Consider the following 26,517-nt stretch of genomic DNA (forward strand, 5'->3'; position numbering starts at 1 on the left):
GGCCGCACACCCGCACCCGCGACACCCGACACCACACCCGGCTCACCCGCCGCAGCAGCGGCCAGGGCGGTGCGGAGGGAGGTGTCGTCGGTGCCGACGACCACGGCGCGGTGGTCCCACAGCGACCGCGTGGCGAGGAGCGAGTGGCCGACGTCTGCCGGACGGGTGCCGTCGTGCTCCTCCACGTGGGCGAGCAGGCGGGCGGCCTGTTCGCGCAAGCCCTCGGCCGTGCGGGCGGACAGCGTCCAGGGAACGGCCGGGGAGGGGGCGGTCGTGCCCGACGCGGACTCCGGCATCGACTCCGACACGGCCCCGGGCTCAGGCTCGGCCTCGTCCGGCGCGTCCGGGCGGGGGGCCTGTTCGAGGATGACGTGGGCGTTGGTGCCGCTGATACCGAAGGAGGAGACGCCCGCGCGGCGCGGACGACCCGTCTCCGGCCACTCCCGGGACTCCGTCAGCAACGACACATCACCCGCGGACCAGTCGACATGCGACGACGGCTCATCCACATGCAACGTCCGCGGCAACACCCCGTGCCGCATCGCCATCACCATCTTGATCACACCAGCCACACCCGCAGCCGCCTGCGCATGACCGATGTTCGACTTCAACGAACCCAACAGCAGCGCAGCACCCTCCTCGCGCCCCTGCCCGTACGTCGCCAACAACGCCTGCGCCTCGATCGGATCACCCAACCGCGTCCCCGTACCATGCGCCTCCACCGCATCCACATCGCGGGGGGAGACGCCGGCGTTGGCAAGGGCGCGGACGATGACGTCCTCCTGCGCCTCGTCGTTGGGGGCGGTGAGGCCGTTGGACGCACCGTCCTGGTTCACGGCCGAACCCCGCACCACCGCCAGCACCCGGTGCCCGTTGCGCAGTGCGTCGGAGAGGCGCTCAACCAGGAGGAGGCCGACTCCCTCGGCGGGGCCGAAGCCGTCGGCGCCCTCGGCGAACGCCTTGCAACGGCCGTCGGGGGCCAGGCCCTGCTGGCGGCTGAGATCGACGATCCAGTTGGGGGCGGCCATCACCGTGACACCGCCGGCCAGGGCCATGGTGCACTCGCCCTGGCGGAGCGCCTGTACGGCGAGGTGCAGGGCGACCAGCGACGACGAGCACGCGGTGTCGACGGTCACGGCGGGGCCGCGCAGGCCGAGGGTGTACGCGACCCGGCCGGACATCACACTGGTGGTGTTGCCGACGGCCAGGTATCCCTCCACGTCCTCGGCTGCCGGGTCGCCGTGGCGGGGGGCGTAGTCCTGCGGGACCGCACCGACGAAGACGCCGACGTTCTCGCCACGCAGTGCGGCGGGGACGATACCGGCGCGCTCCACGGTCTCCCAGGCGGTCTCCAGCAGCAGCCGCTGCTGCGGGTCCATCGCCAGCGCCTCACGCGGCGAGATCCCGAAGAACCCCGCGTCGAACTCCGCCGCGCCGTGCAGGAATCCGCCCCCGCGGATGTAGCTGGTGCCGGCCCGGAGCGGGTCGGCGTCGAACAGTGCGTCGAGGTCCCAGCCGCGGTCGGTGGGCAGCTCGGAGATTCCCTCGTCCCCGTCGGCGACCATGCGCCACAGGTCCTCCGGGGAGCCGATGCCGCCGGGGAAGCGGCAGGCCATGCCCACGATGGCGATGGGCTCGCGGTTGCGGGCCTCCGCCGCGCTCAGACGCTTCCGGGCCTGCCGGAGATCGGCCGTGACGCGCTTCAGGTAGTCGCGGAGCTTCTCTTCGTTGGGCGAGGTGGCGGGCATGTAACACAACTCCACAGGCGGAAGGGGCACGGGGACGGCACGGCGGTGAGGAGATCTCCGGCACGGCGGCAGGGCGCGCGGAGGCCTCACGGCGACCCGCGGTGTCGGTGAAAAGTCCGCTGCCGGAAGGTCACGGCATGCGGTGGATGGCGGCCCTCTTACCGAGACCGGGCTCCCGCGACGGACCCTGGTCGCGGCGACGGCTGGGCATGCCGGAGCGGATGATCCTTCACTGGTGGTCTCCCGAGTCGTGCGGTGTCGATGGTTGGTGCTGCACGTGGGGCCGTGCGCACCGTGCTGGTGCGCGTCGGGCACTGTCGGCCGCTGCCGGACCCCTTCGGGCCCCGGTGAGGCGGGTCGACAGGCGTACGGTGCGGCGACCCTGGCGGGCGTGGTGTCGTGGGTTCGGGTTCCAGGCCGATGGCGGGCCACGGCCGCAAGGGTGTCTCAGCCGGTGTCCGGCCCTCTGTCCTCGGCCTTCGGCCTCAGTGTGACGTTCTGTTCTACGGATCGATTCTGCGCCAGAAGTGGCGTCCTGGCTTCGGGGTTCACCCCTGGCTGCCACCCCAGCATGGTTGGTCCCACCTGCCCCAGGCGTATCCCTGGGGGCACGTGAGCACCCAGGGGTTTGTCAGGCGCCGGCGGGTGCGATGTCGGTCAGACCCCAGTAGGCGCGCATCTCGCTGATGAGACCGTCCTCACCGATGGTGAAGACCGAGACGAGGTTGACGTCGAGGCGGACGCCGCCGGTGGGGTCCTGCGGGTTGTTGATGGTCGCCTTGAGCGGCAGGGCGACGCTCTGTCCGTCCTGGGCCCCGCTGGGCACACCGGGGACGTCGTGGGTGTCGAACTCGTGGAGGACGCGCTGGAAGTAGGCGCGGAGGGCCTTCTCACCGGCGACGGGAGGGGCGCCGACCGGGTCCGCCACGACGGCGTCGGTGGCGAACAGCTTGACGACGCCGTCGAGGTCCTTGGCGTTGACGCGCTCGAAGTACTCCAGGACGGTGGCCTTGCGCTGAGTGTCGTCGATCACGGGGTTCTCCAGTGCCTTTCGATTGCCTGCGAGGCGACACGACCGGTCGCTCGCGCGGCCACCGACACCGTCAGGTCTGCGGTGGCCGCGCTGAGATTCTCGTGGGCCGTTCGGAGCGGCAGGTCCGGGTTCGCCCCCAGCCAGCCCCCAGTATTCGGCCCCGGGGCAGCGGCAAGGCCGCGTGTGCCGGGGCCGGATACCGGTCGCTTGCGGGCGTTCCGGGTCGGCCGGGTCCCATCCGGATCAGTTCTGGCCCAGGGCGTCGCGGAGTTCGATGCGTGAGGCGACGCCCAGCTTCCGGTAGACCTGGCTGAGATGCCACTCGACGGTCTTGACGGTCACGAAGAGCATGTGGGCGATCTCCTGGTTGCGTTTGCCCTCGGCCGCGAGCAGGCAGACCCGGTGCTCCCTGGGGGTGAGCCCGGAGACACCGGTGCGGGCCGATTCACGGACCCGTACCCCCATGACGGCGAGTTCCTGCCGGGCCTGCTTGCTCAGTGCGGTGGCCCCCATGCCGTCGGCGAGGTCGCTGGCCGCCCTGAGTCTTCGGCGGGCCGCCGACGGCTGGCCGGCGATGCGCAGGGCGGTGCCGTACTGGATCAGGGCGGCGCACTCGTCGAGGGCGTCGGCCGTCCCGCTAAAGAGTTCGACGGCCTGTTCGAGGTCTTCGAGGTGCGTCGCCCCGCCGGTCGCCCGGGCCCGGGCGCACAGGGCGAGTGCGACCTCCCGGTCGCTGCCGAAGGCACGGGCGACCTCCAGCTGTTTCTCGGCGAAGGCGTGGGCCTCCTCCCGCCGTCCGAGGGCGCACAGGGCGTGGACGGCCTCGGTCGCCGGGGAGAAGGCGGGGCATCGTGCTCCCCACTCCTGCAACAGCTCGTGGGTGCGCAGTAGTTCGCCCATGCCGGACTCGATCTCCCCCTGGGCGATGCGGAGCTGGCCGCGGGCGATCATGAAGGGCAGGAAGATGGAGAACTGGGGGATGTGGGTGGGGATGCCGTACCGCTCGTACGCCTCCACCGCGGCGCCGAGCTGATTGCGGTGGAGGAGCACGCCGACCAGGGAGAGTACGGCGAGGGGGCGGCCGAGGGCGGGGACCGATCCGGCGCCCAGGCCCTTGAGTGCGCTCAGCGCGTCGACCTCGGCCTCGCCGAGCGCGCCGCGGCGCATGTTGACCAGGGCGCGCAGGGCCCGGATGTCCTCGGCGGCGAGCTGGAGGTGTTTGGCCTCCGCCTCCTGGAGGGCTTCGTCGAGGATGCTGAGCGCCTGGGTGAGCCGGCCGCAGCACAGGAGGCAGAAGGCGGCGATCCAGGAGGCCTGGGCGCCGCCGTCCGGCTCGGCGACGAGGGCGCCGGAGGGCAGGGCGTCCTCGCTCAGGTCGGCGACCTTCTTGGCCGGCTCGCCGTTGAGCAGGGCCGCCTGGGCCTGTTGGGCACGGATGAGGCTGGTGGAGTTCTCGGTGCCGTCCGCCCCGATGATCGCGGCGAGGTCCTGCTCGGCGGCGGGTTTGGTGTTGGGGGACAGACTGGCAAGCTTGATGAGTTCGGAGCGCAGTCGCAGGGCGAGTTGGCGGTCGTGGGGTTCGACCTCGGCGTGCACGCTGCGCAGCAGGTCGAGGGCGTCCCCGAAGCGCATGGCCATGCTGAGGGCGCCGCTGAGGCTGAGGGCGATGGAGGCGCGGGCGGCCGGCGTCTTGGCCAGGCTCATGGCCTGGGTGAGGTGTTCGACGGCCTTGGGGTCGCGTGCCCGGTGTTCGGCCTCGCCGAGCCGGAGGAGGAGGTCCGCGAGCATGTCGTCGGGGGCCTTCTCCTGCATGGCGCGGCGCAGGACGGCGACCGCGGCAGAGGGGTTGCCGTTGGCGAGTGCCTTCTCGCCGGCCGCGACGAGGATGTCGACGGCGCGCCGGTCCTCGCTGGGCGGTGCGTGCAGGAGGTGCTCGGCTACGTGTTCGGCGGGGGCGCCGTCGCGGTCGAGGGCCTTGGCGGCGCTGGAGTGGGCGCGGAAGCGGAAGGTGTTGGGGAGATGGGCGTAGACGGCGTTGCGCATGACGGAGTGGCGGAAGCGCAGGGGGGTGCCCTGGGCGAGGAGGCCTATGTCCATCAGAGCGCTGGCCGCGTCGGTGACCTCGTCCTGGTGGAGGCCGGTGGCGGAGGCCAGTTGGGCGAAGTCGCCGCTGGTGCAGAGTACGGCGAGGCTGCGCGCGAGGACGTGGGCGTTCTCGCGGTACTCGGGTGGCACGAGACCGACCCAGCGGGGCAGGGCGTGGGCCAGGGTGCGCGGGGCGGTGCGGGCGGCTGCGCCGATGCCGGGAGTGTCTTCACCCTGGCGCCGGAACTCGGTGAGGAGTTCGCTGAGGAAGAAGGGGTTGCCGCCGGTGGCCTCGTGGAGCGTCCGGACGACGTCGGGATCGGGGTCGCGGTTGAGCACGGCGGAGAACAGGTCGCGCACGCCGTCCCGGCTCAGGTCGTCGAGGCAGATGGCGGGCATGCTGGGCATGGTGATGAAGTGTTCGGCCTTGGGGGCGTTGCCGTGGTGCACGAGTGCGGTGACGGCGACGCAGAGGATCGGGTGCTGGCCCAGGCGGCACTCGATGTACTGGAGGAACCGGAGTGAGGGTTCGTCCGCCCAGTGGAGGTCGTCGACGAGTACGAGGACGGGCTGGCGCTGCGACAGGTTGACGAGCATCCAGTAGAGGCCGCGCAGCAGGTCGTGCTCACGGTCGACGGCGACCCCGCCCCGGACACCGCCGTCGGCGTGTTCGAAGAGGGTGGCCGCCATGCCGGCGGGTCCCGCCAGGAGGACGGTGCGCTCCTCCGGTGTCGCGGAGGCGAGCAGGTACTCGAAAAGCTGTCGCACCAGTCCGTAGGAGAATCCGGACTCGGTCTCGTTGCCCCGGGCGTGCAGGACGCTGAAGCCTTCCACTGACGGCAGCGCCCGGACTGTCCTTAACAGGGAGGTCTTACCGGTGCCGAACCTGCCTTCGACGAGAAGCAGGCCGCCGTTGCTCTTCCGACACTCGCGAACGGCGTCGTCGAGGTTCTGGATGTGGTGTTGCCGTTCGATCAGAGGAAAGTCGTTCGACCCTGCCGATTCCCTGTGGCGCAACAATGAGGAACCCCCGTTCTTCTTCTGATTCGACCCGGGGCGCCCGTGAACGGGCCCACCGGTGATGTCCGCGCAGCTCCGGCCTTACCCGTGGAGTCGGGGAGGACGATCGGATGGCGCGAGTAGCTTCCGTTTTGCCGGGCCGGAAGGGTGTGGCGTCGGGGGCGGCCCGGGCATGGGGCGGGGTGCACGCCGGCGGTACCCGGCGCACCGTGTGCCGCGGATCGGCGTGAAACGTTCACTCACCGTCGTACGAACCACAACGACTCCCCCAACCGTCTGGTTCTCAGCGCACCCCGTCAAGCGTCTTGCCGCGCGGCGTCGGAACACCCTCTGACCTGCGGTCACTCGCGCTGCTTCCGGTGCGAGACCCCAGAGGCCAGGAGGGGCGACAGCCCTCATGGCAAGGCTTGGCCATCATAAGGAACGAATATGACCAACGCTTTGCGAGTGGCGGGATCTAGACGACTTTTGTTGACCATCTGTGATCGGAACCCACCGTGCGTGTCGATGACCATCCCGCATGAGCAGCCACAACATCAACAGCGGGGTTCCACAACCGCGGGCTCGAAGTCGCCGAGGATGGCTGAAAAGTTGCGGCGTGGCGACTTTTTTACTCTCGACCGGGAACCAGCCGGGCCCCCGGCGCTACGGTTCCCTCGCCTGGGCGCGAGTTTCCCGCGCGATGTCGCGCGCCGCCCCCATGTCGGGAGGCACCCCGCCGGCCGGCCTCGGCGCGGGCCCCTCGCAGGCCACGGTCATGGCCGAAATCCCACCTTCAGGCCGGATATGCCACAGGGCTGGCCCACCTCGGGCGTACGCACCTCGTCGCCCTGACGTCGCGGCCCCGACGGGCGGCGGACCGGGTGCGCACTCCGGCGCGACCGACCGGCGGACGCCGGAAGGCCGGTTTTCGTTGGGTCGAAAGCAGGCCACTCCGGTGAGCGCGCCTGCGGCGGCCCCACCGGGGGCTCGCCCGTGTCATCGACGGAAGACGGCTCCGCGCCGCCCCGCCCTTTGCTCAGTCCTCGGGGAGCTCCACCGGCGCGATCTCGTCGAAGACGTCGCCGGGGCCGGGGTTGGTCGCGTCCGTCGCCCCGCCGAACTGGTGCATGACGCCCCACACGGCGTTCAGCGCGGTCTGCACCGCGCCCTCGGCCCAGCCGGCCGTCCAGGAGATGTCGTCCCCGGCGAGGAAGATGCCCCGCTTGTCCTCCGGCAGCCGGTCCTGCATGAAGTGGGTGAACAGCCGCCGCTGGTAGCGGTAGTGGCCGGGCAGGTTGGCCTTGAACACGCCCATGAACCAGGGCTCGTTCTCCCAGGAGACGGTGACCGGGTTGCCGATGATGTGGCTGCGGATGTCGACGTTCGGGTAGATCTCGCCGAGCGACTTGAGCATGACCTCCATGCGCTCCTTCGGGGAGAGCGGCAGCCACTTCAGGCTGTCGTCGCACCACGTGCAGGAGAGGCAGATGACGGCGGGCCTGTCCGGCCCGTCGTCCAGGAGGTACGTCCCCCGGGTCATCCGGTCGGTGAGCGTCATCGACATGGTGTCGCGGCCGGTGGTCTCGTCCTTGTCCAGCCAGAACGGCCGGTCGACCGGCACGAACAGCTTGGACGACTCCATGTAGTGGGTGCACTCCATCGCCGTCCAGTGGTCGATCGGGAAGAGCGCGTCATCGCAGGCGATCTTGGAGAGCAGCAGCCAGGACTGGCCGGTGAAGACCGCGGCCCGGAAGGTGCGGATGTCGCCGGTGGCGTCGGTGACCGTGATGCGGTTGCCCGCCGTACGGGTCAGCCGGGTGACCGCGCCGCGCGGCTCGCCGCCGTGCAGGGAGGAGAGCGAGGTGCCGAGCGGCCACCTCGCTCAACGCCTGGATCATGCTGACCGCGGGCGAACAGTCGGCGGCCCACGCGGCGGTCTGGGGAGCGGGATCGCTCAACGGCACCACCTGGGAACAAACGGACACCGGCGGCCTCCTCGTCACGCTCGTGATGTGCGCGAGCGTCCCTCTGTACCGCCCGATGCGCCAGATGGAGCTGGGCGACGACTCGGCCAGGGCCTCGGGGGTCCACGTGGAGCCGGTCCGGCTCGCGCTGGTCCTGACCGGGGTCGGACCGACCGCCGCGGTGAGCGCCTTCGCCGGGCCCATCGCCTTCGTCGCGCTGGCGGCTCCGCGCATCGCCCGCCACCTCACCGGGGCCTCGGCCGCCGCGCCCTTCACCTCGGCGTTGGTCGGCGCGCTGCTGCTCAGTGCCGCCGACCACACCGGCCAGAATCTGCTGCCCGTCGGCCTGGTGACCGTGGTCCTGGGCGGCGGCTACCTGCTGCACCTGATCGATCGTCAGACGCGGCTGAGCGCCCGGCGCGCGTAGCCCGTGACTCGGACGACGTGGGCCGGGTACGAGTGAGGACACCCCCGCCCGTACCCGGCCATTCAGCGCTCTGCTGCGCGGTGACCGTGCTTACGGGACGAGCTTGAGCAGCTTGTTCGGGGAGGCGGTGCCGACACCGGTGAGGACGTTGTTGGTCGCGCCGTTCACGAGGGCGCTGCCGACGGTGGCCGGGGAGGCGCCGGGGTGGTTGGTGAGGTAGACGGCGGCCGCGCCGGCGACGTGCGGCGCCGCGAAGGACGTGCCGTTGCCGGTGTAGGTGGCAGTGTCCGAGGTGGCCCAGCCGGCCGTGATGTCGGAGCCTGGCGCGAAGAGGTCCACCCCGGAGCCGTAGTTGGAGTAGCTCGCCCGTGCGTCGGTCCGGGTCGTGGCGCCGACCGTGAGCGCGGCGCTCACCCGGGCGGGCGAGAAGTTGGACGCGAGGGCGTTGGAATTGCCCGCCGCGATCGAGTACGTCACCCCGGCCGCGATCGACCGGCTCACCGCGGCGTCCAGGGTGGTGCTGGCCCCGCCGCCGAGCGAGACGTTGGCGACGGAGGAGGAGGTGCGGTTCGCCTGTGATCCAGTCGACGCCCGCGATGACCCCGGCGGTGGTACCGGAACCGTTGTTGTCGAGGACGCGCACGGCGACGACCTTGGCCTTCTTGGCCACGCCGTAGGTGGTTCCGGCGGCGGTCGTGGCGACGTGCGTGCCGTGGCCGTTGCCGTCCTGCGCGACGGCGTCGTTGTCGACGAAGTCGTAGCCGTTCGAGGCACGGCCCGCCAGGTCCTGGTGCGTGATACGGACACCGGTGTCGAGGACGAAGATGGTGGTGGCACTGCCGGCGGAGTCGGGGTAGGTGAACGTGCCGTTCAGCGGCAGGTTCGTCTGGTCGCTCCGGTCCAGGCCCCAGGGTGCGTTGGTCTGGGTGGCGGTCGAGTGGACCTTTCGGTCCTGCTCCACCGAGGCGACCGCCGGGTCGGCGGCGAGCCGCTTGGCCTCGGTGCTGCTCAGCTGGGCGGCGTAACCGTTGAGCGCCGTGGTGTAGGTGCGCGTGATCTTCCCCCCGTAGCCTGCTATCAGCTGCTTGCCCTGCGTCGCCGACGCGCTGAACCCGGCCGCCTGCTTCAGCGTGACGATGTAACTGCCGGGTACCGCCTCGGCCGTGCCCGCGCCGAGGACCGTGCCCTCGGGCTGCGCCGCCTGGGCCGGCAGAGCCGCCCCGGCACCGATGGTGAGTGCCAAGGTCGTCGCCGCGGCGAGTCCCGCGGCCGACGTGCGCTTGGTGATGCGTCGTGCTACTGCCATGGAAGGTCTCCTCGAACAGGACGCACAGGTTTCGCGCTCCGGGGGGATTCGGCGTACGGGGTTCGTGCGCCGGGTTCGACGATGACCGTGCGGATTCGGGCAGGGCGTCCTCGCCGACCTCGCCCGCACACTCCTCGCCGGACAGCCCGTCGCCCTGGACACCGGCGCCGTGAACGTCGTCTGGCAGCGGTACGCCAACGAGGTCGTCCTGCGCGCCGTCGGCCACGCCGCGAGCGGCACCCCGTTCGTCCTGAACCTCACCGGACCGGAGACCGCGGGCGTCCGCACCCTCGCCCTGCGCCTCGCCGAACTCCTGGAGGTCAAAGCCGAGTTCACCGGAGAACCGGCCGCGACCAGCCTGCTCAGCGACGCCACCGCCTGCCACGCCCTGTTCGGCTACCCCGACCGCACCCTCGGCCAACTGGTCGCGATGCAGGCCGCCTGGCTGCGCGCGGGCGGCCGGCTCTGGGACAGACCCACCAAGTTCGAGCGACGGGACGGCAGGTTCTGATGGGCGCCGCGACCCTGCCGCCGGACGCCGCCGCACTGCTGCGCCGCGGGACGGTGATCCCGGCCCACCCGCTGGCGCTGCGGGCCGACCGGACCCTGGACGAGGACCGGCAGCGCGCCCTGACCCGCTACTACACGGCGGCGGGCGCCGGGGGCGTCGCGGTCGGCGTGCACACCACCCAGTTCGCCGTCCGCGACCACGGACTGCTGCGGGCGGTCCTCCAACTCGCCGCGGAGGAGGCCGAACAGGCCGCGGGCGCACGCCCGTTCCTGCGGATCGCCGGCGCCTGCGGTCCCGTGGACCAGGCCGTCCGCGAAGCCCTGCTCGCCCGGGACCTCGGCTACCACGCCGTCCTGGTCTCCCCCGCGGGACTGCCCGGCGCGGACCTGGACGCCCTGCTGGACCGCACCGCCGCCGTCGGCGAGATCCTGCCCGTGGTCGGCTTCTACCTCCAGGAGGCGGTCGGCGGCCGGTACCTGCCCCGGGCGTACTGGCGGCGGCTGGCCGACCAGGAGTCGACAGTGGCCGTGAAGGCCGCTCCGTTCGACCGGTACCGCACCCTGGAACTCGTCCAGGGCACCGCCGAGTCCGACCGGGGCGACGAGGTCGCGCTGTACACCGGCAACGACGACGCCATCGTCTCCGACCTGCTCACCCCCTACCACGTCACCGGCCCCCGGGGCCCGGTGGTCCGGCACTTCGCGGGCGGGCTGCTCGGGCACTGGGCCGTGTGGACCCGCTCGGCCGTCCGGCTGCTGGCGGACGTCCACGCCGCCCGCGACGGCGACCGGGCCGCCCGGGAGCGCGCCGAAGCCCGGCTGGCCGGTGACACCGACGCCAACGCGGCCGTCTACGACGTCCGCGGCGGCTTCGCCGGATGCATCGCCGGGGTGCACGAAGTCCTGCGCCGCCAGGGCCTGTTGGCAGGCACCTGGTGCCTCGACCCCGCCGAGGGCCTCTCCCCGGGCCAGGCCGACGAGATCGCCCGCGTGCACACCGCCCACCCCTGGCTCCGAGAGGAGGACGCGTTCATCGGCGCCCTGCCGACCCCCTGACCGTTGCCCCCGCGGTCCCGTCACCGGGACACCACCGGAAAGAGGAACGAATGAAGTCGAGGAAGACGACCCCGGTCGCACCGGGTGCCCGGCGGACGCTGCGGACCAGGACCCTGCTCCTGGTCGCCGTCGCCACCGGCGCACTCGCGACGCTCACCCTCGCCCCGCAGGCCGTGGCCGGCCGGCCGGCCGAAGAGGCCCGCGTGCTGGCCTCGTTGAAGCCGAACGGCTTCGAACGGCCGGCCGTCGGCACGCCGTACACGCTCGGCGAATGGGCCAAGGACGGTTGGAACATCGACCCGAAGTTCACCCCGCAGGGCTGGGAGAGCCGTACTCGCGTCGACGGCAGCACCTCCGCGCACAGCGGCGGCAAGTCGCTGCGCGTGCAGTACCCCAAGGGCAAGACAGGGCCGCTGGACTCCGGCGCCCTGGCACCGTTCGCCCTGCCCAAGGCGCGGGAGTACTACCTGTCCTTCTGGGTGAAGTTCAGCGGGAACTTCAGCTGGGGCACCTCGCTGTACGCGGGCAAGGTCGGCATCGGTCTCGCGGGCGGCAAGGCGTGCTCCGGCGGACAGCCCTGCGACGGCACCAACGGCTTCACCTCGCGCCCCATCTGGAGCAAGAGCACCGGCAAGGCCGGGATCTACTACTACAGCATGGACAAGGAAGGGCAGTACGGGGACGACATCATCCTCCAGCGCGACGGCGCCGACATCAACTGGCCCAAGGACCAATGGGTCAACGTCGTGCAGCGCCTGAGGGTCAACACCGTCAGCGGCGGCACCGCCAACCCGGACGGCGAGATCGAGATCTTCTACAACGGCCGGTCCGCCGCCCAGAAGACCGGACTGCGCTTCGTCTCCAACGGGGACCAGATCGACAAGGCGTACTTCTCCAGCTTCGCCGGCGGCGGCACCACCGAGTTCGCTCCCACCACCGACGGCTACATCTGGATCGACGACCTCAAGGTGTCCACGAACCGCGCGGACATCTGCGAACTCAGCACCTGCTGACCCGCCTCACCGGCCGGGTGCGGTGCCGGACCGCCCCCGCGGCACCCGGCACCGCACCCGGCCGGACGCACCCCCCGGCACCGTACGCACCGCCGTCACCGCCCCCTCGCCACAGGAGCAGCCCCTTGCCCGCCACGCCGTATCCCGCGCCCCGCAGCCTCGCCTCCGCCCCCGGCGGCGCGCCCGCCGACGCCGAGGTGGACGCGGTCCGCGACCCCTCGCTCCCCGGCCAGGGCTACCACCTGACCACCGGCCCCGAGGGCATCGCGATCCGGTACCGCGACGCGGCCGGACTGCGCTACGCCCTCCAGACCCTGGACCAGCTCCGCGCCGACCCCGGCTTCGGAACGACCGGCTACACCATCAGCGACCACCCCGACTTCGAACGCCGTGGCTTCCTCCTCGACATCAGCCGGGACCGCGTCCCCACCCGCCGGACCCTGGCGCGCTGGGTGGACATCCTCGCCCTGGCCCGCTTCAACCAGTTCGAGCTGTACACCGAGCACACCTACGCGTTCCGCGACCACCAGGAGGTGTGGCAGGACGCCTCCCCGCTCACCGCCGCCGACCTGCGCTGGCTGGACGACCGCTGCGCCGCCGCCGGAATCGACCTGGTCGTCAACCAGAACACCTTCGGCCACATGGAACGCTTCCTCGCCCACCCGGCGTACACCGGACGGGCCGAGAACCCGGCAGGCTTCGTCCGCGGCGGGCAGCACCGCCCGCCCAGCACGCTCGCCCCCACGCCCGAGAACGCGGAGTTCGCCCACCGCCTGCTGACCGAGACCACCGCGAACGTACGGGCCCGTCGGCTGAACATCGGCGCCGACGAACCCTTCGAGCTGGGCACCGGGCAGTCCCGGGACCGGGCCGCCCGCGAGGGCCTCGGCACGGTCTACTTCGCCTACGTCACCGCCCTGCTGCGGCCCTGGCTGGCGGCCGGGTACACCGTGCAGTTCTGGGCGGACGTGTTCGCCGAGCACCCCGGCCTGCTGGAGCGGGTGCCGCCCGGCGCGATCCCGGTCGTCTGGCAGTACGACTCCCCCCGGCACACGGCGGAGGTCCTCGCCGCCGCCGACGGCGAGAGCGCCGCCTGGCAGGACCGGGGCACCGACCTGACCCGGCTCGCCGACGGGTTCGCCGCCCACGGCAAGCTCCTCGCCGAGGCCGGAATCCCGTACTGGGTGGCCCCCGGTGCCGCCAACTGGAACGGGCTGGTGGGCCGTCTGGACAACGCCGTGGAGAACATGGCGGACGCCGCCGCGGCGGGCCTCGCCCACGGTGCCACCGGCTACCTCCTCACCTCCTGGGGCGACCACGGCATGTGGGACCCGCCCTCCGTCACCTTCGCCCCCGCCGTGTACGGCGGCGGCGCGAGCTGGTGCCTGGAGAGCAACCGGGACCTGGACATCGCCGCCGTGCTGGACACCCGGGTCCTGCTGGACGCGGCGGGACTGGCCGGGCGGGCGCTGGAACGGCTGGGCGGGGTGTACCGGCTGTTCGACGTCCCGATGCTGAACGGGTCGGCCGTGGCCCGGACCCTGTTCGACGACCCCTCGCTGCCGCTGCCGCGACTGCCCGCGCCCGATGCCCTGGACAGGGCTGCGGCCGCGCTCGCCGCCGCGGACGGCGAGGTGACGGTACGCGAACTCCTGCACGCCGCCACCCTCGCGGAGTTCGCCGTCGACGTGCTGCGCGCCCGGGTGGCGGCGAACGCCGAGGCGGACGCGATCGACGCGGTCACCGCCCGCCGGCTGCTGCACCGGATGGACGCCCTGCTCGCCGAACAGCGGGCCTGCTGGCTGCTGCGCTCGGGCCCCGGCGGGCTGGAGGACAGCGTGACCCGCATCGAGCCGCTGCGCCGCCGGCTGCTGCGGGCGGCGTCCCGATGACCCGTCCGCCCGCCGACCCCGGCGTCCGGGCCTGGCTGGACGCCCTCCGCCCCGCCCCGGACACCGCCGCGCACCCCGCCCCGGAAGCCGCCCCGGAAGCCGCCCCGGACAGCCTGGAGACTCCGTCCGCCGACGAGGCCCGCCGCCGGATGGACCTCCTGGACGTCCCCGCCGAGGACCGGGAGCGGGTTCTGGCCACCCTGCCGGACCCGGTCGGCGACCCCGAGCTGTGGCGCGCCCTCGGCCACTGCCACCGGGCCCTGTTCGCCCCGTCCGCTCCCGCTCCCCGGGACACGCACTGGCCCGACGCCCCGGTCGCCCTCGGGGCCGCGGGGCGGTACTTCTACGTCCATCTGTGCCTGCTGGCCCTGCCCTCTGCCCTGGAGCGGCAGCGCCGCCTCGGCATCCCGGCCGAGGTGGTCGCCGCGACCTTCGCGGACGTCGGCGCCAAACTCCTCACCTACCGACGGGCACACGGCACCGGCGGGTTCGACCGGCAGCGATGGGTGATCCGGCACTTCCGCGGAACGCTGTACCGCCTGGGCCACCTCCAGTTCGAGCGCACCACCCTGGACGCGAGGGCCCTCGGCGGTCCACCCGGACCGGGCGGACCGGCGGACGGCGAACAGGTCCTCGACGTGCACATTCCGGCGGACGGCCGCCTCACCCCGGATCGCTGCGATCAGTCCCTGCGCGCCGCGCCCGCGTTCTTCGCCCGCCACTTCCCCGGTGAGCCGGTCCGCTTCGCCATCTGCTCGTCCTGGCTGCTGGACGGCCAACTCGCCGACCACCTCCCGCGGGACGCGAACATCCTCCGCTTCCAGCGCCGCTTCACCCGCTTCGGCGACCGGCCGGCCGGGGACGACGACATCCTGGAGTTCGTCTTCCACACCCCGCCCGGCACCGCCGACCTGAACCGTCTCCCCCGCGACACGACCCTGCGACGCGCCATCGTGGACCACCTGCGCGCAGGCCGCCACTGGCGCGCACCCCACGGCTGGCTCCGCCTTCCCGAGACGACTTAGCACAACCACCGGTGGCGGTCGGCGATCGGGTTTGGCCAGCCGGGCGGCGATGCCGTTCTCGCGGCGGATCCGCCCGAAGAGGACCTCGGCCGGGACCGGTTTGGTGAAGCGGCCGGTGGCCGATTCGCCACCGCGCCGGCAACCGGAGCGGGGCCGCAGTGCACGGTGGGGCGGGCAGCCCCGGTCCCGCGTGACCGTTCCCGGCCAACCGCGAGAGCGACAGGGCCCTCCGGCCGATGCGCTGTGCCCGGGGCGTCTCCGCCGTACCGCCCTTCACCCGGTCCGGCAGCCTGCTGAACATTACGAATAAGCATTTCAGAAATGCTCCTCAATAAACACCGGGCCCTTCTCCGGACGGGAGGTCAGCGAGCGTATTCGGCCACATCCTGATGCCACTTGCCTTCGCAGCAACTTCAGGACTCGTCTGGTTTACTCTGCATCAATAAAATGCCTACACTCTCGACGGTGGACTTCAGCGGAGCTTCGGGGGCAGCGTTGTGCATACCGTTTTCGCCCATCGCACGGCCGACGTCTTATGTGAGTTCCTGAGTGTGCTGGACTCGCCGGGCGAGACGGTCCGCGTCGTACTGACCGGATGCGGTGGACGGATCGTCCGCCTGCCTCCCGGAGGTATCGCGGAACGCATCCGGATTCTGCTGAGCGAAGCCGGTTCGCCGAGCTCCGAGGGAGAGCAGGAAGTCCCGGAACTCGCCCCGGGTGACGGGGAGGGCGATGCAAACGGCGGAAACGGTCGAGGAGCTTGCCGAGAACCGGCATCCCTCGGCCGACGCATATCTGCTCGCCGAAATCCTCTACTACCTCGAAGACCTTTCCGTGATCAACGCGCTGCCCACCGACCTGTTGCCGGTCACCGCTCCACCGGAGTCGGTCGAAGCCACCGTGCTCCCCTGGTTCGCCGGTCCGGGAAGGGACGACTGGACACTGACCGGGCGGCGCACACTCGTGGCACCGCGCATGGATTTCCTCGTGGACGGCATCGCCTACCAGCGCAAGAGGGGGAGCGTCGGTCTCGTGTACCGCCGTAGCTGAATCTCCCCCGACCCGAAGGGAATCACCGTGCCTCCCGCATTACCCCACGACGCCCTCGTCCGGGAACACCACATGGAGAACGACGTCCCGGCCGACCGCCACCGGGCACTGCACCTGCTGCTGACGGAGTCCTTCCCCTACACCGCCGAGCAGTTCGTCCACGGCCGGAGCTGGGTCGGAGCCCGCCCGGAGCGCCGTGTGACCGCCTGGCGGGGCGACCGTCCCGTGGCGCACGTCGGCATCCTGCGGCGGTTCCTCCGCATCGGGTCCCGCGATCAACTGGTCGGCGAGGTCGGGCTGGTGGCCGTCGCACGCGGCCTCCAGGGAACCGGGGTGGGCCGGCTGCTCGCCGAACACGTCAGGGAACGCCTGACCCGGCTCGGCGTTCCGTTCTGCTATCTGAACTGCCAGTCCTCGGTGCTCGGTTACTACCAGTCAGTCGGCCGGCTGCGCCTGGAGGCCACCGCCACCAGGCATTTCGAGGCCGATGACGAACTGACCGCCGTCACGACCAGCGCCCATCCCATGATCCTCCCGGTGACCGCCCGGGGCAGGGCCGACTGGCCGGCCGGTCCGCTGATCGAGCGCGACGGCACCGAACTCTGACGGCGAACTCCCGGAGATCTCCTCCCCGCACTCCGCCGGTCCGCGCCATGCCGTACGCCCTCCCGGGGACGCCTGCCCCGGAACCAGGGCCGCGCGGCGGGCGGGCACGGACCGGCGGCCCGCGCGGGAACCCAGGCCCGAAGCGATGTCCCACCCACCGAGACAGCGGACGGATCCCGAATGAGCGGCACGGACGGCAACGGCACCCTGGACGAGGCGCTGGAACGCCTGCACACCACCGGCCCCGAGTACCGGGGCCGGCTCAGCAACCACGGCCCGATGGTCGTCGAGGCACTCGTACGGCGCGGCCGGTCCGCTGACGTGCACCGGTGGCTCGACGGCTATCGGCGCCGGCTCCAGGGCATGCCGGAGCGCACGGAGGCCGTCACCCGGGCGAACTGGCGCGAGGCGCTGGGCGATCCGCGCCGGGTCGCCGACTGGACGGCCCACTTCGCCGCGGAGACCGGCGAGCGTCCCTGGCGGGAGGTGCTGGCCGAGTGGTGGCCGCGGCTGCTGCCCGGCATCACGGCGAGCGCGACCCATTCCGTCATCCGCACGGGGCACGCCGTGCAGGCACTGCTCGACGGCGGGGAGAGCCGGCCCCGGCTGAGCGAACTCGCCCACTCCCTCGGCTACTGGGCCGCCCGCCACCAGACGCTGCCGCGGACGAGGACACCGCTGGTACCGGCCGACGCGGGTGCCGCCCTGGACGCCGTACCGGCGGTCCCCCGGCAGCGGGGCGGCATCCAGGACCGGCTGGCCCAGCTGTCCGCGCTTCCCGACTGGCCGGCCGCCACCGAGCCCGAGGCCGCGCGGGACCAGCTGGCCGCGCTGGTGACGGCCGCGGTGCACCGCTACGCCACCCATGGCCACGTCGATCCCGTCATGCTGGTCCACTCGGCCACCGCGCCCCACGCGGTCCTGCGCACCCTCCCCGCGCTCCCCCGTGGACTGTGGCCGGTGTCCCTGGCCACGGCCTGGAGCGCGAGCGCCGCCGTCACCGCCGCCTACACGGCTCCCGCCCCGGTGGCCCACCCGGTCGGGGACGGCGGCTGCACGCCGGAGGAGGTCCTGGAGCGCGCGGTCTCCCACGGCGACGACCACGCCATCAAATTCACCGACACCGCCCTGGCCGTGGGCGGCCGCACCGCCACCGCCGCGGCCCTGAGCGCCTTCACCCTCATTCCCCCGGCGGCCGGTTGACCCGTGCCGCGCGGCCCGCCCACCGGGGGTCCGCGCCGGACCCGGCGGCGCTCCGCGGCCGTGCGGAATCCCCCTGAGGGCGGGCGGGATACAGTGCGCGGGACGGCAGCCCGGCCCTGGAGGGACAGCGTGACCGACACCAGCGACGCCCGGCACTCCGAAGGGGAGGCGCGAGCGGCGAGGCGGAGCGTGGTGCGGCGGCTGATGCGCTTCGTCCCGCCGGCCGCCCCCGTGCTGCTGTGGGCCGTGCCCTGCTGGGTCCTGCTGTACGGCGGCCAGCGCTGGCCCCAGCCCGTCACCGCGGCAGGCACCGCGCTGTTCGCCCTCGCGCTCGTCGGGATGCCGTTCGCCATGGCGCGGGGCCACGGGCGGCGGCAGCAGGACCGGGCGGCGATCGTCGGTGACACCCTGCTGGGCACCGGCTGGGTCCTGTTCACCTGGTCCGTTCTGCTCGGTGTCTTCCTGCGGCTCGCCCTGACCGCGGCCGGGGTCGGGGAGGGGCAGGACCGGGCGCGCGTCGTCACCTGGGCGGTCCTCGGCGTGAGCGCCGTACTGCTCGGCTGGGGTTACACGGAGGCCCGCCGGGTGCCCCGGGTGCGGCGGCTCGACGTGCCGCTCGCGCGTCTGGGCGCCGGGCTGGACGGCCTGCGCGTCGTCCTGGTCACCGACACCCACTACGGTCCGCTCGACCGGGCGGACTGGTCGGCCCGGGTGTGCGCGACCGTGAACACACTGGACGCCGATCTCGTCTGCCACACCGGCGACATCGCGGACGGCACGGCCGAACGCCGCCGCGCCCAGGCCCTCCCCCTCGCCACCGTGCGGGCCACCCGGGCCCGGGTCTACGTCACCGGCAACCACGAGTACTACAGCGAGGCCCAGGGCTGGGTCGACCTGATGGACGAACTGGGCTGGGAGCCGCTGCGCAACCGCCATCTGCTGCTCGAACGCGGCGGCGACACCCTCGTCGTCGCGGGTGTGGACGACGTCACCGCCGAGTCCTCCGGCCTGGCGGGCCACCGCGCCCACCTCGGCGGAGCCCTGGACGGCGCGGACCGCGAGCTGCCCGTCCTGCTCCTGGCGCACCAGCCGAAGTTCGTCGACCGGGCGGCGGCCGAGGGCGTCGACCTCCAGCTCTCCGGACACACCCACGGCGGCCAGATCTGGCCCTTCCACCACATGGTGCGCCTCGACCAGCCCGCCCTGGCCGGCCTCAGCCGGCACGGCGCCCGCACGCTGCTCTACACCAGCCGGGGCACCGGCTTCTGGGGCCCGCCGTTCCGCGTCCTCGCCCCGAGCGAGATCACCCTGCTCGTGCTGCGCGCGGCGCAGGCGCCCGCCGCGCCGTAGTCCGCGCCCCCGTCAGGCCGCCCCCGTCCGCTCGATGCTGTCGCCGCGGATGCCGATCGCGACGGCGGAGGCGAGGACGCGGAAGTCGTTCATCACGCCCAACATGCCCTTGTCCGCGGGCAGCAGGGCCCGCAGGGGGGAGTCCGCGGGCAGCCCGGCGAGGAGCGCCGCCTTGTAGGCGTTGTAGACCCGCGCCGTGTAGCCGGGTTCCAGCGCCGCGTTCGCGCGGTGGTCGTTGGTGACGGCGATCGAGGCGAGGTCCATGAGGTAGCAGTCGATGAGGTCCGTGACGTCCCGTGGCGTCGCGCCGGACCTCCCCAGCTGGGCGTCCTCGGCCAGCACGGCCGCCATCCCCACGACGATGTCGCGGTAGACGGCGTGCCGGGAGCTGCTCGGGTAGGCGGCCATGATGTGGTCGGCCTGGCCCGAGCCCTCGGTGTTCATCGTGCGCGGATTCCTCAGGCCGGACAGTCCGGGGACGGCGAGCGGGAACCCGGCGAACATCTCCTCCTCGTCGCGGATGCCCGTGTCGCGGGCCGCGAGCGGGTGCAGGCCGATCTCGTGGGAGAGCATCCCCATGATGTGGCCCATGCCGTAGTTCTCGAAGTAGTAGCTCGCCAGATTGATGTCCACACCGTCCTCGCCGCGGTCGGTGACGTCCGCCGGGGTCTCGGTCGTGCGCACGCGCAGGGTGATGCGGCACGGGCGCCCGCCGACGTAGTCGCGGATGGTGTCGTGGCGGAGCAGCAGGTCGGCGATCCGGGCCGCCTTCGCGAGGTACCTCTCGTCCGTCTGGTTGAGGTTCGTGAACGAGAAGTTCCCCACGGTGAACGGCGTCGGCGCCGGGCCCTGCGGCGCCCTTGCCGGGACGTCGCCTTCGGTCGGCGTGCCGGTGGAGCCCGGCAGGGAGACCGGGTCGACCCACACGGCCCGGTGCGGGACCGGTGCGGCGCCGGCGCGTGCCGTGTCCCAGGTCCGCCCGGCGCCGGGGCCGGGGCCGGGCGACGCGGTCTGCGGGGCCGGGGGCACGTATCCGATGAGCGTGGCGAGCAGGGCGAGATGGCGGCCGCGCAGGCCCGCGGGGGTGAGCGAGGGGTCCTCCGGGGGCGTGCGCAGGTCCCCCAGCAGGCTGCCGGGGATGTGGGGGCGCTGCGGGGAGGCCGCGTCACGGTACTCGTCCCGCAGACCCAGCTGATGCGTCAACTCATGGACCAGGTCCGCCGTTTCCGCGTCCGTCCACCACGCCGTCTGGTCCATCGCCCGGTCCCGGCCCACGAGATCGACCGTCACATGCGGATCGCCGGACGCCTCGACGTGCTCCACGGTGACGTGCAGGCGGTCGCCGTTGGGAAGGCGGTACGCGGGATCGTTGAGCAGTTCGGCGACCCCCGCGTCGAGGCGGCGGCGCACCTCGTCGCGGTCGGCCTCGGGGCCCCGCAGCGCCAGCCGCACCGTCAGATCGGTCACCGGCTCCCCGCCGAAGGAGAAGCGCCGCGTGTCGAAGCCCGAACGCACCACGAACCGGGGCCGGTTGTCGCGGGCACCGCGCGGCCTGGGCGGAGCGGTGGCGTCGGCCGGAGCCGGGCGTGCCTGCGGCTGCGGGAGCCGGGGCGGGGCCTCGTCCGTCACGACGGGCCGCTGGATGCTGTCGCCGCGGTTGTTGGTGGCGAGGCTGGCGGCGAGCTGTGTGAAGTCCCGTACGACACCGAACAGTCCCTTGTCGGCGGGCAGCAGGGGGCGGGCGGGGCTGTCCTCGGCCATGTGCTGGGCGAGGAGGGCCTTGTAGGCGTTGTAGACCTTCGCGGTGTTGCCGGGCTCCTTGGCCGCGTTCATCCGGTAGTCGCTGGTGATGGCGATGGAGGCGAGGTCCATGAGGTAGCAGTCGATCAGGTCGGTGACGTCCTTGGCCTTGGCGCCCTCCACCCCGGCCCGCGCGGCGAGGGCCAGCATGTCGGCCGTCGTCAGGACGATGTCGCGGTAGATCCCGTGCCGGGTGCTGCTGGGGAAGGCGGCCATGATGTGGTCGGCCTGGCCCGCGGTGTCGGTGTTCATGGTGCGGGGCGTCCTGAGGTCGGTCAGGCCGGGCACCGGCAGCGGGATGCCCCGGAACATCGCCTCCTCGTCCGGGATGTCGCTGTTGCGGGAGGCGAGCGGGTGCAGGCCGATCTCGTGGGACAGCATCCCCATGATGTAGCCGATGTCGTACTTCTCGAAGTAGTAGCTGGCGAGGTTGATCTGCACGCCCTCGTCCCCCAGGTCGCGGACGTCGGCGGGGGTTTCCGTGGTGCGCAGGTGGAGGGTGATCCGGCAGGGGCGGTCGCCGATGTAGTCGCGGATCGTGGGGTGGTCCCCCAGCAGCTCGATGATCCGGACGGCCTTCTCGCGGTACCGCGGGTCCGTGTGCTTGAGGTTGGTGAACTCGAACCTCCCCGACTTGAACGGGGTGAGTGTCGCCTCCTGCTGCATGCGTGCCGCGACGTCGCCGTCGGTCGCGGTCCCGGTGGAGCCGGGCAGCGAGACCGGGTCCACCCAGACCGACTGCCGGGGGGCCGGTGTGGTGCTCGTCCGGGCTGCCTCCCAGGTCCGGCCCTCGGGTTGCGGCTGGGCCGTCACGTTGCCGATGAGCGCGCTGAGCAGGGCGAGATGCCGGCCGCGCAGGCCCCCGGGAGCCAGGGAGGGGTCCTCGGGGGGCTCGTTCAGATCACCGAGCAGGCTGCCGGGAATATGGGGGCGCTGCGGTGAACCGGCGTCGCGGTACTCGTCGCGCATGCCGAGCTGATGGGTCAGCTCATGGACGAGCTGGACGGGTTCGGCATCCGCCCACCAGGTGCGCTGGTCCATCGCCCGGTCGCGCCCGACGAGGTCGACCGTCAGGTGCGGGGAGTCGGCGGGCCGGACGAGTTCGACGGTGACGTGCAGCCGGTCCCCGTTGGGCAGCCGGTGGCCCGGGTCGTTGAGGAACTCGTGCACACCCTGCGTGAGCCGGTCGTACACCTGGGCCGTGTCGGCGTCGGTGCCGCGCAGGGCGACGCGGACGGTGAGGTCGGTGACCGGTTCGCCGCCGTAGGAGAACCGGCGGGCGTCAAAGCCCGAACGCACCACATAACGCGGCCGGTTGTCACGACCCCGACGCGGCGCGGAGCGCCCGGCCGGCAGCGGGGCAGGGCCCGCGCCCGTCGGCACGGGGCGCCCGGCCGGCAGCGGGGCGGGGTCCGCGTCCGTCGGTTCGGGCGTGACGCCGGTGCCGGACACCGTCTGCGGTGCGGCGGGCGGGCGGGGCAGCCGGGGGACGGCTTCCGTGGCGTCGGCGGCGGTCTGGATGCTGTCGCCGCGGTTGTTGAAGGCGAAGCTGCCGCCCAGGCCGAGGAAGTTGCCGGTGACGTTGTACCAGCTCTTGTCGGCGGGCAGCAGTCCGAGGACCGGGCTGTCCTGCGGCAGCCGCGCGACGAGCATCTCCTTGTAGGCGTTGTACGCCCGCGCCGTGTAGCCGGGTTCCCAGGCGGCGCTCTTGCGGCGGTCGTTGGTGACGGCGATGGTCGCCAGGTCCATCAGATAGGTGTCGATCAGGTCCGTCACGTCCTTGGGCCTGGCACCCTCCTCGCCTCGCCGGGCGTCCCCGGCGAGCACGCCCGCCATCCGTACGACCATGTCGCGGTAGATGCCGTGCCGGGTGCTGCTCGGGAAGGCGGCCATGATGTGGTCGGCCTGGCCCGCCCCCCGGGTACTCATCGTCCGCGGTGTCTTCAGCTCCGACAGCCCGGGAACAGCCAGCGGCACATCGGCGAACATCTCCTCCTCGTCAGGGATGTTGGTGTCGCGCGCCGCCAGCGGATGCAAGCCGATCTCATGGGCGAGCATCCCCATGATGTAGCCCATGTCGTACTTCTCGAAGTAGTAGCTCGCCAGATTGATGTCCACACCCGCCTCACCCCGGTCCGTCACGTCCGCCGGAGTCTCGGTCGTGCGGACATGCAGAGTGATACGGCAGGGACGGCCGCCGATGTACTCGCGGATCGTGTCGTCACGGCGCAGCAGATCAATGATCCGGACCGCCTTGTCCCGGTATCTCTCGTCCGTGTGCTTCAGGTTGGTGAACTCGTAATTGCCCGACCTGAACGGGGTGAGTGTCGCCTCCTGCTGCATGCGCGCCGCGACGTCGCCCTCGGTCGCGGTCCCCGCGGAGCCGGGCAGCGAGACCGGGTCCACCCAGACGGCGCGGCGCAGGACGGGCTCGACGGCGGTGCGGACCGAGTCCCAGGTGCGGGCGTTCTGTGCGGTCCCGGCGGGGAGTTCGCCGATCAGGGTGCTCATCAGGGCCAGATGGCGGCCTCGCAGGCCCGCGGGAGCCAGGGAGGGGTCCTCGGGGGGCTGGTTCAGATCACCGAGCAGGCTGCCGGGAATGTGGGGGCGCTGCGGTGAACCGGCGTCGCGGTACTCGTCGCGCATGCCGAGCTGATGGGTCAGCTCATGGACCAGTTCGGCCTGTTCGGCGTCCGCCCACCACGTCGTCTGGTCCATCGCCCGGTCGCGCCCGACGAGGTCGACCGTCAGATGCGGGTCCCCGCCGGGCTCCACGTACTCCACCGTCACGTGCAGGCGGTCCCCGTTGGGCAGCCGGTGCGCGGGAGCGTTGAGCAGGGTCTCCACCCCGGCTGCCAGGCGGCTTCGGACCTGCGCGACGCCCTCCCGCGGACCGCGGAACGCCACCCGCACCGTCAGGTCCGTCACCGGCTCCCCGGCGAACGAGAAGCGCCGGGCGTCGAAGCCCGAACGCACCACGAACCGGGGCCGGTTGTCGCGCCGGCCGCGCGGGGCGGGCGGGGTCGCGGTGTTCGCGTCCAGGGGCGTGGCCGTGGTTCGGGGCAGTCGCGGGGCCGCTTCGGGGGCCGGGGAGCCGAGCGGGGAGTCGACGTCCATGCCCCCTTCCACGGACCCGGCGTAGGAACCGTCGCCGGACTCGTACTCGGACGAGGAGTCGGCGGGATACTGCCGGTCCGTGGTGTCGGTGCGCTCGCCCTGGAGCACACCGCCCTGGTCCAGGTACGCGCCGATGGTCTCGGCGTTGTCCCTGATGTGCTGTTCCAGTGCGGGCCGTGCCCGCATCCAGTCGGGCATGCGCCAGCCGGGGAAGAACATGCCGTGCGTACCCGACGCCTGCACACGGTGGCCGAGGGGGCCGCCGACGTGCTGGTTGACGGCCTGGTAGGCGAGGTCGCAGGAGGCGCAGGCCATCTTGAAGCCGCCCAGGTTCAGGGTCTGCGGGTTCGCGGGTTCGCCGGGGTGGCTCTCCCAGTGCGCCACCCACTGCCCGAGCAGGGTCAGCTCGCCGTGCTCGGAACCGTGGGCACCGACGTCCGGGGTCGCGTCGCGGCCGGCCACGTTGAGGATGCGGGGACGGGCCAACGCCCGCTTGACGAGGTCGAGTTCGGGTGACTCAGGGTGGTAGAGCCGGTACCAGCCGGTGGCCAGGGCCCGCAGCTTCGTATCCCGCAGTTCCCGGGCGATGCCGGGGCGCCTGCGCGCCAGCCAGCGCTCGTCGCGCCGCCACTGCCGCCGTTCGGCGGTGAGGGTCTGCCGCTCCTGCTGCGCCCCGGCCTCGTCCGCCAGCAGGGTCTCCCACTGGCTCTGGAGTGCGTCGTCCCACACGGAGGACGCGTACTGCTGCTCCAAGCGGGCCCGCATCGCCTCCTGTTCGGAGGTGCGGTCCGCGAGGGCGCGTTCCGCCTGGTCGAGCCGGGCCGCGGTCTGCCGGTGGGTCTCCTCGTCCCTGGCGCGCTGCTCCAGTTCCCGCTGGCGCGGGGTGCCGGCCGGTTCCTGCCCGGTGACGAACCAGCGCAGTTCGTCCTCCACCTGGGCGGCCTCGTCCTGGGTGAGGGCCTTCGTCCCGGTGTTGCCCGCGATGCCGAGCGATCCGTCCGGCAGCATGCCCACGGCGATGTGCGGGGTGACCTGGGCGTCGTCCTGGCGGTTGGGCTTGCGGAGCACCTCCTTGACCAGGCGGGCCACCCGGTCCAGCATCCGCAGCGTGACGTCGCGGTCCCTGGCCGAGGAGCCGGTCGGCGTGGTCCGGGTGAAGGGGCCGCCGGTACCGAGGCCGAGGGCGTCCCGCAGTCGCTCGTACTCCTCGGACGCGAGCCGGCCGGCCTGCTCGACCTGGTCCAGCGCCTCGGGGAGGCCGATCCCGGTGGCCTCGGTGAACGCGCTGTCGAACGCCACGTCGGGGAGGCCGCCGAGGCGCTCGTTGCGGCGCCGCACCACGTCGAGGAGGGCGTCGAGCCGCAGTTCCGGCTCGTCCAGGAGGTCGGCGAACTCGGTCGCGAACTCCCCCTCCGGGCTGGTGCGCACGGCGTCCCGCTCGCTCTCCTCGTCGGAGTCGAGGTCCATGCGAGAGCCGGTGCCGGTGTCCGGGCGGGAGTCCGTGCCGGTGGCCGGAGCCGTCGTCGGGCGCGCCCCGGAGAGTGTGCTCAGATCGAACGCCTCCTCTTCGCCCGGCAGTTCGGGAGCGGTGCTGGTCGTGGCAAGGGGTGAGGGCGGGAGCGGGACGGACGCGGGGTCGGTGGGCGGCGCCGGGGTGCGCTCGGCGAGGGGGACGAAGTCGCCGCCGCGGCGGCGCAGGCGCAGTTGCGGGCCGGTGTCGCCGGAGGGGCCGCGGTAGGTGTGGGCGGTGCCGTTCTCCTCGATCAGGGTGACGGTCGTACCGGTCGCGGAGGAGGCCCACTCGGCCACGGCGCGGTCGGCGCCGGCGCCCCAGGGGGCCCGGGTGAGGTAGCGGCGCAGCTGGTCTTCGAGGGCGATCCGGCTGGGCGGCAGCCCGCCGGGACCGCGGGTGGGGGGCGGCGGCGTGAACAGGGCGTTCCGGTCGGCGGGGGCGCCGGGCAGACCGTTGAGCCGCATGAGCTGGGCCGGTGTCATGTCGGCGCGCCGCCGCAGCCGTGTCGCCTCGGCGGCGGCCAGGCCGGGGCGTGCGGCGGCGTCCCGCAGGGCGGCGGAGAGGGCGCCGAAGAAGCCGTTGCCGTGGCCGGTGGGCGGGCCCTGGGTGTAGGTGGCGCCGTCCGGTGCGGTGAGGACGCCGTCGGAGGCGAGGCGGTAGCGCGGGCCGGTGGCGTCGGCGGGCGGGTGCCAGGGCGGGGTGGCGTGGCTGCGGAGGGCGGGGGCGGTGCCGTCGTCGGTCACGGAGACGACGGTGACGGTGGCGGTCGGCAGCGCGGTGGCGACCGGCGGCGGGGTGCCGGGCGGCAGCGCGGCGT

General features: G+C 72.7%; 14 protein-coding genes and 3 pseudogenes. 10 read left to right on the forward strand and 7 right to left on the reverse strand.

The genetic code is table 11. The features are described from left to right. From SZN_RS21245 to SZN_RS21260, 4 genes and pseudogenes are all read right to left on the reverse strand, one after another. The coding region (locus tag SZN_RS21245) for a type I polyketide synthase (RefSeq protein ID WP_007498405.1) at positions 1-1,748 on the reverse strand (1,748 nt) is incomplete at its 3' end. Between the two features lie 631 nt (positions 1,749-2,379). Beyond that, the gene (locus tag SZN_RS21250) at positions 2,380-2,781 is read right to left on the reverse strand and encodes a nuclear transport factor 2 family protein (RefSeq protein WP_007498407.1); all 402 of its coding nucleotides are present in this window, start codon (positions 2,779-2,781) and stop codon (positions 2,380-2,382) included. Between the two features lie 243 nt (positions 2,782-3,024). Beyond that, positions 3,025-5,886: a helix-turn-helix transcriptional regulator gene (locus SZN_RS21255; RefSeq protein ID WP_043732186.1), complete on the reverse strand. Its 2,862-nt coding sequence runs from the start codon at positions 5,884-5,886 to the stop codon at positions 3,025-3,027. 1,018 nt (positions 5,887-6,904) lie between these two features. Further along, positions 6,905-7,744 (reverse strand): annotated as a pseudogene (locus SZN_RS21260) (flavin monoamine oxidase family protein); the annotation flags it as partial. Positions 7,745-7,764: 20 nt separating this feature from the next. Here SZN_RS21260 and SZN_RS21265 point away from each other — a divergent pair. Next, complete coding sequence (locus SZN_RS21265; protein WP_007498412.1) at positions 7,765-8,259, forward strand: iron chelate uptake ABC transporter family permease subunit; 495 nt, start codon at positions 7,765-7,767, stop codon at positions 8,257-8,259. A 90-nt stretch (positions 8,260-8,349) separates the two neighbouring features. Here the strand turns inward: SZN_RS21265 and SZN_RS21270 are convergent. Further along, a pseudogene (locus SZN_RS21270) lies at positions 8,350-9,565 on the reverse strand (S8 family peptidase). Positions 9,566-9,734: 169 nt separating this feature from the next. On the opposite strand from SZN_RS21270, the gene SZN_RS21275 reads away from it, so the two are divergent. The 5 genes from SZN_RS21275 to SZN_RS21295 all read left to right on the forward strand — a co-directional run bounded on the left by SZN_RS21275 (position 9,735) and on the right by SZN_RS21295 (position 15,061). Then, a complete protein-coding gene (locus SZN_RS21275; RefSeq protein ID WP_007498416.1) occupies positions 9,735-10,076 on the forward strand; it encodes a hypothetical protein in 342 nt (113 codons plus the stop codon). Next, a complete protein-coding gene (locus SZN_RS21280) occupies positions 10,076-11,131 on the forward strand; it encodes a dihydrodipicolinate synthase family protein (protein ID WP_007498418.1) in 1,056 nt (351 codons plus the stop codon). The genes SZN_RS21275 and SZN_RS21280 overlap by 1 nt, the downstream gene beginning before the upstream one ends. Positions 11,132-11,181: 50 nt before the next feature. After that, positions 11,182-12,144: a polysaccharide lyase gene (locus SZN_RS21285; RefSeq protein WP_007498420.1), complete on the forward strand. Its 963-nt coding sequence runs from the start codon at positions 11,182-11,184 to the stop codon at positions 12,142-12,144. Between the two features lie 125 nt (positions 12,145-12,269). Beyond that, entirely contained in the window at positions 12,270-14,036 is a 1,767-nt protein-coding gene (locus SZN_RS21290) for a glycoside hydrolase family 20 zincin-like fold domain-containing protein (RefSeq protein WP_007498422.1), read from the forward strand. After that, positions 14,033-15,061, forward strand: a complete 1,029-nt coding sequence (locus SZN_RS21295; protein WP_007498423.1) for an acyltransferase domain-containing protein — start codon at positions 14,033-14,035, stop codon at positions 15,059-15,061. The genes SZN_RS21290 and SZN_RS21295 overlap by 4 nt, the downstream gene beginning before the upstream one ends. 7 nt (positions 15,062-15,068) lie before the next feature. Here the strand turns inward: SZN_RS21295 and SZN_RS43540 are convergent. After that, a pseudogene (locus SZN_RS43540) lies at positions 15,069-15,190 on the reverse strand (IS481 family transposase); the annotation flags it as partial. 603 nt (positions 15,191-15,793) lie between these two features. Between SZN_RS43540 and SZN_RS21300 the strand changes: the two are divergent. The 4 genes from SZN_RS21300 (at position 15,794) to SZN_RS21315 (ending at position 19,270) form a co-directional block, all read left to right on the forward strand. Further along, positions 15,794-16,111 carry a hypothetical protein gene (locus SZN_RS21300; protein ID WP_007498425.1) on the forward strand — a complete coding sequence of 106 codons (318 nt, stop codon included), beginning with the start codon at positions 15,794-15,796 and terminating at the stop codon, positions 16,109-16,111. A gap of 27 nt (positions 16,112-16,138) precedes the next feature. Then, on the forward strand, positions 16,139-16,717 hold the full coding sequence (locus tag SZN_RS21305; RefSeq protein WP_139063566.1) for a GNAT family N-acetyltransferase: 579 nt from the start codon (positions 16,139-16,141) through the stop codon (positions 16,715-16,717). A gap of 180 nt (positions 16,718-16,897) precedes the next feature. Next, entirely contained in the window at positions 16,898-17,920 is a 1,023-nt protein-coding gene (locus SZN_RS21310; protein WP_007498428.1) for a questin oxidase family protein, read from the forward strand. Between the two features lie 129 nt (positions 17,921-18,049). After that, the gene (locus SZN_RS21315) at positions 18,050-19,270 is read left to right on the forward strand and encodes a metallophosphoesterase (RefSeq protein ID WP_007498430.1); all 1,221 of its coding nucleotides are present in this window, start codon (positions 18,050-18,052) and stop codon (positions 19,268-19,270) included. Between the two features lie 12 nt (positions 19,271-19,282). Here SZN_RS21315 and SZN_RS41505 read toward each other — a convergent pair whose 3' ends face one another. Then, positions 19,283-26,443, reverse strand: coding sequence for a hypothetical protein (locus SZN_RS41505; protein WP_208865833.1), 7,161 nt, complete (start codon positions 26,441-26,443; stop codon positions 19,283-19,285). Positions 26,444-26,517: the final 74 nt, after the last annotated feature.

The organism is Streptomyces zinciresistens K42 (assembly GCF_000225525.1).
Lineage (GTDB): Bacteria > Actinomycetota > Actinomycetes > Streptomycetales > Streptomycetaceae > Streptomyces > Streptomyces zinciresistens.